Below are 4919 nucleotides of genomic sequence, written 5' to 3'. Positions count from 1 at the left end.
GCGAGCAGCAGCCGCCGCGGTCTCCAGCGCACATCGTCAGCCCGCCGACGACGGTGCCCGCGCCGAACGCCGCGAGCGCGAACCCCCAGGGCCGCGCGCCGCCCAGATGGTCCTCGGCGACCAGCGGCCCGTACACCGCCTCGGCCGCGGCCACCACGGCGTTGACGACCGCGAACTGCACCACGATGGACCACAGCCAGGGCCGGCCGATGAACTCCTGCCAGCCCTCGCGCAGATCGCGCAGCATGCCGCCGCCGGGTTCGCGCGGCGCGATGTGGCTGACGTCGAGCAGCGCGCGCAGCGCCCCGGCGACGGCGAAGGCGGCGGCGTCGACGGCCAGCACCCAGCCGGGGCCGACGATCGCCACCAGCGCGCCGCCGAGCGCGGCACCGCCGATCTGCGAGCCGTTGAGGCCCATCCGGAACAACGCGAAGGCGCGGGCGGACTGTTCGGAGGTGACGCTGGAGAACAGCATGCCCTCGGCGGCGGGTCCGAAGAACGCCTGGCCGATGCCGCCGAGCGCGGCGAGCACGGCCATCTGCCACAGCCGCGCCTCGCCGGAGAGCACGAGCACCGCGAAGAGGCCCTGCGAGGCGCAGTTGAGGGCGTTGGCCGCGACCATCACCCGGTGCCGCGGCAGCCGGTCCGCCAGCGCGCCGCCGATCAGCAGGAAGGCGACGAGCGGCAGGGTACGGGCCGCGGCCACGAGCCCGACGTCGCCGCCGTCCCCGCCCGCGTCCAGCACCGCGAACGCCGCCGCGATGAGGGCCCCGGAGTTCCCGAGGCCCGTCACCACCGCGGCGGCGGTCAGCAGGGTGTAGTTACGGCCCGCCCAGGCGGGGCGGTGCGGTCGGCGACGCGGGGCCGGGGGAGTGGTCACGCAGCGGAACTATCCCCGGGGGCGGGCCCCGGCGTCCAACCCAATTCCGGCCGCGTCGCTCAGGAGCCCTCGGACTTCACCGGACGCAGCGTGCTCATGATCTTCTTGATGGTGGCGTCCGGGACCTCGTCCTTGACGCCCTTGGCGGAGTAGAGCACCCAGGTCGCGAAGTCGCCGTTGACGTCCGTGTAGGTGACGGTGACCGCCTTGCCGTCCGTGACGCACTTGTCTGTCTTCTTCACGCCGGTGACCGTCGCCGTGGCGGTGTGGCCCTTCAGCCCGTGGGCACTCTTGAACGGCTTGGCGTCGGTGACCCTGAAGGTGCCAGTCTCCTTCTGGTCGAAGCCGGCGAAGACCCAGTTCTTGGCCTCGGTCTTGGCGGCTTCGGCCTCGGTCTTGGCGCCCTGTGCGCCCTTGGTGCCGACCCCGGCGATGCCGCTGGTGTTCTCCTCGCCGTCGTCGTCCTTGACCGTGCAGGCCTCTTCCTTGTACTTGGCCGGGGCGGACATGATGACGAGCGGGTTGCCCTTGTCGTCCTCGAAGCCGATGCTCAGGTCCGGCTTCTTCACCGCCCAGTTGGCGGGCACGTCGAAGGCGTCGTGCCGCTTGGGGCTGACGACCGTCTTCCAGCCCGGGATCACCGGCTTCACCTTGGCCGCGTCGCCACCGGCGCGCGGGTTGTCCTCCTCACCGGCGGAGGGGGCCTCGGCCGGGTCGGAGGAGGCGGCGGACGAGGAGCCGGCGGGCTTCTGGCCGTCCTTGGCCTGGTCGTCCTCGCCGTCGTCCTGGTTCAGGACGAGGGCGCCGGTGATCACGGCCGCCGCGACGACCGCAATCGCGGCGACGATGGCGATGGTCGCCGTGCGCTTCTTCTTGTCCTGTGGCGGCTGCGGCGCCCCGGCCGGTCCGGGGGACGTGTTCCAGCCGTGTGGGGGCTGGTTCTGCTGCGTGCCGTAACCCGGCTGCTGCCCCGGCTGGCCGGGGTAGCCCGGCTGCGGCTGTTGATACGGATTCGGCTGCTGATAACCCGGCTGCTGGTAAGGGTTGGGCTGTTGATACCCCGGTTGCTGATAGGGATTCGGATCCTGCGGGTTCTGCTCGCCCCCGGGCGGCTGCTGTCCTGGCCACATGGCCGATAACGATAGATGGGGTCACGGACAGCGGCTACGGCCGCCCCTTTCCCGAGTTTTCTACTCGGTGGTAACTTCCAGGTCATGTCAGAGACCCTGCCGTCCATCGGCGACATGCTCGCGGCCACCGTGCCCATGGTCCGCACCCTGAACCTGGAGTTCACCGAGGCGTCGGCCGAACGCGCCGTGGTGCGCCTGCCCGACCAGCCCGACTTCCACAACCACGTCGGCGGACCGCATGCGGGGGCGATGTTCACCCTGGCCGAATCCGCGTCCGGCGCGGTCGTGCTCGCCGCCTTCGGCGACCAGCTCCAGCGCGCCGTGCCGCTGGCCGTGCGCGCCGAGATCGACTACAAGAAGCTCGCCAAAGGCCCGGTCACCGCGACCGCCCGGCTCGGCCGTCCGGCGGCCGAGGTGGTGGCCGGACTCGACGCGGGCGAGCGCCCCGAATTCCCCGTACGGATCGAGATCACGCGCGAGGACGGAGCGGTCACCGGGGAGATGTCCATCACCTGGACACTGCGGCCGCAGGACTGAGGACCGGCCTCCACCCCCTCGTACGGGGGTACGTGCCCCTCGTACGGCGCCGTCCGGCGAGCCGATGTGGCCGGGACCACCCATCGTGGAATGTGGCGGACGCGCCGATTGAGTACGCTTCCCGAGTGCGCTCGATCGGGCGTGCGCCGACCATGGATCGGCATACGGGAGGGAACCGGCGTTGCACATCGAGGAATGGCTCGAAACCGTACCCGCGATCAGTGTGTATCTGCTCGTCGGCCTGGTCATCGGCCTCGAAAGCCTGGGTATCCCGCTCCCCGGAGAGATCATCCTCGTCACCGCCTCGCTGCTGGCGGCCTCGCAGGATCACATCAATCCCTACATCCTCGGCAGCTGCGCCATCGCGGGTGCCGTGATCGGCGACTCCATCGGGTATGTGATCGGCCGCAAGGGCGGTCAGCCCCTGCTCACCTGGCTGGGCCGTAAATTCCCCAAGCACTTCAGCGCCGAGCATGTGGCGTCCGCCGAGCGGTCCTTCCAGAAGTGGGGCATGTGGGCGGTCTTCGTGGGCCGCTTCATCGCGCTGCTGCGCATCTTCGCGGGCCCGCTCGCGGGTGTGCTGCGCATGCCGTACTGGAAGTTCGCCATCGCCAATGTGCTCGGCGGCATCGTCTGGGCGGGCGGCACCACCGCGGTCATCTACTCCGTCGGGAAGGTCGCCGAGGACTGGCTCAAGCGCTTCTCCTACCTCGGGCTCGTGGCCGCCCTGGCCTTCGGCCTCGGCTCGATGCTGCTGATGAAGTGGCGTACGAAGAAGGCGCAGCAGAAGGCCGAGCGGCAGCCGGTGGCGGCCACCGCCGAGGCGGCCGAGCCGGAGCCCGTCCCGGCCGCCGAGTAGCCGCTTCCGTCACCCCTGGTCCGTCACTCCTGAGCGGCCCGCTCCTCCGTGGCCGCGCGGTGGTGGCGGGCCAGTTCCACATAGCCCTCGGCGTTGAGCCGCACGTGCTCCCGCTCCTCCTCGGTCAGCTCGCGCCGGACCTTCGCCGGAACCCCCGCGACCAGCGAGCCCGGCGGCACCCGCATTCCCTGCGGCACCAGCGCCTGGGCGGCGATCAGCGAGCCCGCGCCGATGTGCGCGCCGTTCAGCACCGTGGCGCCCATGCCGACCAGGACGTCGTCCTCGACGGTGCAGCCGTGCAGCACCGCGTTGTGGCCCACCGTGACGCGCTCGCCGACGGTGGCGGGGAAGCCGGGGTCGGCGTGCACGGTGCAGTTGTCCTGGATGTTGCTGTGCGCGCCCACGCTGATCGACTCGGCGTCCCCGCGCAGCACGGCGTGGTACCAGACGCTCGCCCCCGCGGCCACCGACACATCGCCGATCACCACGGAGGTCGGGGCGGTGAACGCCTCCGGATCGACCTTCGGCTCCTTGCCGCCCACTCCCGCGATCAGCGCCCGCTCCGCCACTGCCGTCTCCTTCGGTCTGTACGTGCCGTCCCCGGCACGTTAGCCCGTCGTCAGCAGCACGGTGCCCACCAGGGCGAGCCCGGCGCCGGTCGCCTGCACCGCGCGCAGCCGCTCGCCCAGCAGCCCGCGGGCGGCGAGCGCGGTCACCACCGGGTACAGCGAGGCGAGGACGGCGGCGATGGTGACCGGGCCCGAGTGGGCGGCCAGGTTGTAGGTGCCGTTGGCGGCGACGTCGGCCAGTCCCACGAAGGCGAGCGCGGGCAGGGACGCCACGACGACGGAAAGGCCACCCTCGGGCAGTGCGGGGGTGCCGCGCCGTACGGAGATCAGCAGCGCGCTGCCGCCGACCACCACGTTGCACACCCGCTGCACGAACAGCGCGAGGAAGAGCCCGGTCAGGGTGGTGGACGCCTCGGCGATCAGTGCCATCACCGAGCCGAAGCCCAGGGCGGCGACCAGGGTGAGCAGCAGGGTCTGCCGCTGGACGGGGGCTCCGCCGGTCTGCGGCCCGCCCGCCAGGACCACCCCGGCCACCGCCACCACGACCCCGGCCAGCTGGAGCAGCCCGGGCCGCTCGCCGAGCACGACCGCGACCCCGAGCGGCACCATGACCCCGCCCAGGGCGCCGAGCGGGGAGACGACGCCCATCGGGCCGAGCGCGAGCGCCCGGTAGAAGCAGAGCATGGCGGCGGGGCCCACGACGCCCGCCGCCGCGGCGAACCACAGCTGCGGCCCGGCCTCGGACCAGCCGCCCGTGGCCACCACGATCGCGCCGAGTACGGTCACCGCGATGACCTGCGAGACCACGACCACCGTGAGCGCGGGGGGTGCGCCGGGTGAGCAGCCCTCCGCCGAAGTCGGCCAGCCCCCCACATGAGGCTGGTGGCAAGAGCGAAGAGTGCGGACATGGAGAGACCTCGCCGTACAGTGTGATGGACGCTGGA

General features: G+C 71.9%; 4 protein-coding genes and 2 pseudogenes. 2 read left to right on the top strand and 4 right to left on the bottom strand.

Features of this window, described 5'->3' with window-relative positions; all coding sequences use genetic code 11:
- Positions 1–880: pseudogene (locus SSOG_RS04325) on the bottom strand (MFS transporter); the annotation flags it as partial.
- Between the two features lie 59 nt (positions 881–939).
- Complete coding sequence (locus SSOG_RS04320) at positions 940–2010, bottom strand: DUF8017 domain-containing protein (RefSeq protein WP_009712987.1); 1071 nt, start codon at positions 2008–2010, stop codon at positions 940–942.
- 84 nt (positions 2011–2094) lie between these two features.
- Between SSOG_RS04320 and SSOG_RS04315 the strand changes: the two genes are divergently transcribed.
- Together SSOG_RS04315 and SSOG_RS04310 are read left to right on the top strand one after the other, a co-directional pair.
- Positions 2095–2547 carry a DUF4442 domain-containing protein gene (locus tag SSOG_RS04315; RefSeq protein WP_009712986.1) on the top strand — a complete coding sequence of 151 codons (453 nt, stop codon included), beginning with the start codon at positions 2095–2097 and terminating at the stop codon, positions 2545–2547.
- 181 nt (positions 2548–2728) lie between these two features.
- Positions 2729–3406 carry a DedA family protein gene (locus SSOG_RS04310; protein WP_039936535.1) on the top strand — a complete coding sequence of 226 codons (678 nt, stop codon included), beginning with the start codon at positions 2729–2731 and terminating at the stop codon, positions 3404–3406.
- Between the two features lie 23 nt (positions 3407–3429).
- Here the strand turns inward: SSOG_RS04310 and SSOG_RS04305 are convergent, their stop codons facing one another.
- The gene (locus tag SSOG_RS04305) at positions 3430–3975 is read right to left on the bottom strand and encodes a gamma carbonic anhydrase family protein (protein WP_039936533.1); all 546 of its coding nucleotides are present in this window, start codon (positions 3973–3975) and stop codon (positions 3430–3432) included.
- 39 nt (positions 3976–4014) lie between these two features.
- Positions 4015–4883, bottom strand: a pseudogene (locus SSOG_RS04300) (EamA family transporter).
- Between the last annotated feature and the right edge of the window lie 36 nt (positions 4884–4919).

The sequence above is a fragment of the Streptomyces himastatinicus ATCC 53653 genome (assembly GCF_000158915.1).
Lineage (GTDB): Bacteria > Actinomycetota > Actinomycetes > Streptomycetales > Streptomycetaceae > Streptomyces > Streptomyces himastatinicus.
The sequence above is the reverse complement of the archived record's forward strand: the minus strand, read 5'-3'. Positions and strand labels throughout refer to the sequence as shown.

What these genes read in the sequence shown, in the direction of transcription:
- SSOG_RS04320 (WP_009712987.1), bottom strand. Translation starts at nt 2,010, where the DNA reads ATGTGGCCAGGACAGCAGCCGCCCGGGGGCGAGCAGAACCCGCAGGAT.
- SSOG_RS04315 (WP_009712986.1), top strand. Translation starts at nt 2,095, where the DNA reads ATGTCAGAGACCCTGCCGTCCATCGGCGACATGCTCGCGGCCACCGTG.